General features: G+C 71.5%; 3 protein-coding genes and 1 pseudogene. 1 reads left to right on the top strand and 3 read right to left on the bottom strand.

The window, feature by feature from the left end:
* From A9X03_RS25595 to A9X03_RS25585, 3 genes and pseudogenes are all read right to left on the bottom strand, one after another.
* A pseudogene (locus A9X03_RS25595) lies at window positions 1–161 on the bottom strand (PH domain-containing protein); the annotation flags it as partial.
* A 10-nt stretch (window positions 162–171) separates the two neighbouring features.
* Entirely contained in the window at window positions 172–978 is an 807-nt protein-coding gene (locus A9X03_RS25590; RefSeq protein WP_067889408.1) for a biotin--[acetyl-CoA-carboxylase] ligase, read from the bottom strand.
* 17 nt (window positions 979–995) lie between these two features.
* Window positions 996–2,552 carry an FAD-binding protein gene (locus A9X03_RS25585; protein WP_068263631.1) on the bottom strand — a complete coding sequence of 519 codons (1,557 nt, stop codon included), beginning with the start codon at window positions 2,550–2,552 and terminating at the stop codon, window positions 996–998.
* 35 nt (window positions 2,553–2,587) lie between these two features.
* Here A9X03_RS25585 and A9X03_RS25580 point away from each other — a divergent pair.
* Window positions 2,588–2,946: carboxyl transferase domain-containing protein (locus tag A9X03_RS25580; RefSeq protein ID WP_304528486.1), on the top strand; the 359-nt coding region annotated here is incomplete at its 3' end.

Below are 2,946 nucleotides of genomic sequence, written 5' to 3'. Positions count from 1 at the left end.
AGCTGGCTCCAGTGCGTCGAGTTGAGGTATCCCGACCCGAACGCCGCGATCGCGGTCACCAGCAAAAGGACGACGACCGGCCAGATCAGCCGCTTCCAGTGCGGGTGGCGGTGGATGATCACCTGCTCGCCGGCGGCCAGGACGTTATCCGGATAGCTCACCTGCCAGAAGCTACCGCAGATGCACCACGTCACCGGCCGAAACGACGACCGTCTGTCCCCCACTTTCGATGCACAACCTGCCCTGGTCGTCGACCGCGCTCGCGTCCCCGACCACCTCCTTGCCACCCGGCAGGTGCGCCCGCACCCGCGCGCCGACCGTCAGGCTGCGCGCCCGGTAGTCGGCCGCCAGCGCCCAGTCGGCCCCGCGCGCGGCGCGCCAGGCCACGATCCGCCGCCCGAGTTCCTTCAACAGCCCGCACACCAGCCGGGTCCGGTCGGGCGCCGGCACGCCCAAGTCGACCAGCGAGGTGGCCCCCTCGACACCGGCCGGTGCCTCAAACACGTTGAGCCCCAAGCCGATTACCACCACCGGCCGCGCCACCTCGGCCAGGATGCCCGCCAGTTTGCCCGGGGGGTCCCCCGCCAGCACGTCGTTGGGCCACTTGAGCCCCACCCGAACGCCGTCGAGCAGCGGGGCCAACGTGTCCACCACCGCCACCCCGGTGGCCAGCGGCAGCCAGCCCCACCCGGAGGTCGGCACGTCGACGATGCTGACGGCGACCGACATCGTGAGCTGGGCCCGCGGGGTGGCAGACCAGCCGCGGCCGTGGCGCCCGCGCCCGGCGGTCTGGTGCTCGGCGATGAGCACGGCCCCGGCGACGTCGGTCCCGGACGCGGCGCGGGCCAGCAGGTCGGCGTTGGTGGAACCGGTTTCGTCGACGACGTCGAGCCGGCGCCAGCCCAGCCCGGTGCCGATCAGCTCGGCGCGTAATGCGGCCTGGTCCAAAGGTGGCCGGAGCTGGTCTCGGTCTGTCACTGGACCCAGCCTAGGACTCAGCGGCGCCGGCGGCTCACGACGTCGAGCATGTCCAGGACGGCCAGGTGGCTGAACAGCATGCTGGTCCCGATCGGGTTGCCACCGCCGGGATACGCCGTGCCGCTGGGCGCGGCCATCGTGTTGCCTGCGGCGTAGAGGCCCGGTATGGGATTACCGGACGTGTCGAGCACCCGGGCGGCGGCGTCGGTGCGCAGGCCGCCCTTGGTGCCCAGATCGGAGATCCCGAACGCCGCGGCGTGGTACGGCGGGCGTTCGATGGGCACCAGCGGCGAGGCGCCCCCCGAGAACGCGCGGTCGAAAGCCTCGTCGCCCCTGCCGAAGTCCTCGTCGACGCCCGAGGCGGCAAAACCGTTGAACCGGGCCACCGTTGCCGCCAGCCGCCCGCCCGGCACGCCGATCTTGTCCGCCAGTTCCTCCAGGGTGTCCGCGGTGTGCCACAGGCCCGCGGCGACGTACTTCCCGGTCTCGACGATGGAGACGTTGGCCGCCTTCACCGGGGGCACCTCGCCATCGGAGTCGTCGTAGATCATCCAGTACGGCAACGTGATTGAACCATCCTGCAGTTGCGCGATGATCTCGCGGCCGGCCCGGTCGTACGCCTGGGACTCGTTGACGAACCGGTCGCCGTCCTGGTTGACGAAGATGCCGCCGGTGAACCACAGCGCGAACGCCGACCGCCCGTCGGGATGGGTCATGCCCGGTGACCACCACGCCTGGTCCAGCAGGTCGGTGTCGGCGCCCGCGGCGATGCCGGCCCGCAGCGCCAGGCCGCGACTTCCCGGGCCGCCCATGGTGTCTCGCGCGGTGCCGGGCACCCCGAATTCGCGGCGCATCTCCTCGTTGTTCTCGAAGCCGCCGGCGGCCAGCAGCACGCCCAGCCGGGTGCGGATGGCCCGCCGCTCGCCGCCGCTCTCCACGATCGCCCCGGTCACCGCCCCGTCGGAAAGGACGAGATCGACCAGGGCGGTGTCGCGCTGCAGCGCCGCATTCGGGTACTGAGCGATCGCCGTGAGGAACCGAGCGATCAGGGCGCGGCCGCCGAGGTAGTAGTCCGAGGGCGGTTCGGCGCCGAGCCGGTCGGTGTCCAACGGCCCGCGGATCACCTCCCGCAGTTCGGGGGCGGCGGCCACCTTCCAGGGCTTCGCGGCGATGTGGCGCTGACCGTCCAGCCGCGCCTTCGGCGCCTTGCCGTAGTAGTCGGGCCAGGGCAGGGGCACGAACTTCAGGTGGGGGTCGGCCTCCAGGTACTCGATCAGCGGGGCCCCGCCGCGGACATAGGTCTCCTGCAGCTCGCGCGGGGTGCGGTCACCGACCACGGCCCGGTAGTAGGTGAGCGCGTCCTCGATGGTGTCGTCGACGCCGGCCCGCAGCAGCACCGGATTGCACGGGAACCAGACGCCGCCGCCACCGGAGTAGGCGGTGGTACCGCCGAATTTCGACGTCGCCTCCACCAGCATCACGTCCAGGCCCTCGCGTGCCGCGGTGTAGGCGCCGGTGACGCCTCCGCCGCCCGACCCGGCGACCAGCACGTCGCATTCGGTCGCCCAGTCCATCAGCGGAGACTAGCGCGCCGCTAAGCTCGGATCCCATGACAAGCGTTACCGACCACACCGCAGAGCCGGCCGCTGAGCACACGATCGACATCCACACCACCGCAGGCAAGCTGGCCGAACTCCACAAGCGCCGCGAGGAATCGCTGCACCCGGTGGGCGAAGAGGCCGTCGAGAAGGTGCACGCCAAGGGCAAGCTGACCGCCCGCGAGCGCATCCTCGCCCTGCTCGACGAGGACTCGTTCGTCGAGCTCGACGCGCTGGCCCGGCACCGCAGCAAGAACTTCGGCCTGGAGAACAACCGCCCCCTCGGCGACGGGGTGATCACCGGTTACGGCACCATCGACGGCCGCGACGTGTGCATCTTCAGCCAGGACGCCACGGTGTTCGGCGGCAG

It is taken from the genome of Mycobacterium sp. E1715 (assembly GCF_001667625.1).
GTDB lineage: Bacteria > Actinomycetota > Actinomycetes > Mycobacteriales > Mycobacteriaceae > Mycobacterium.
This window is presented reverse-complemented; position numbering and strand designations above follow the sequence as displayed.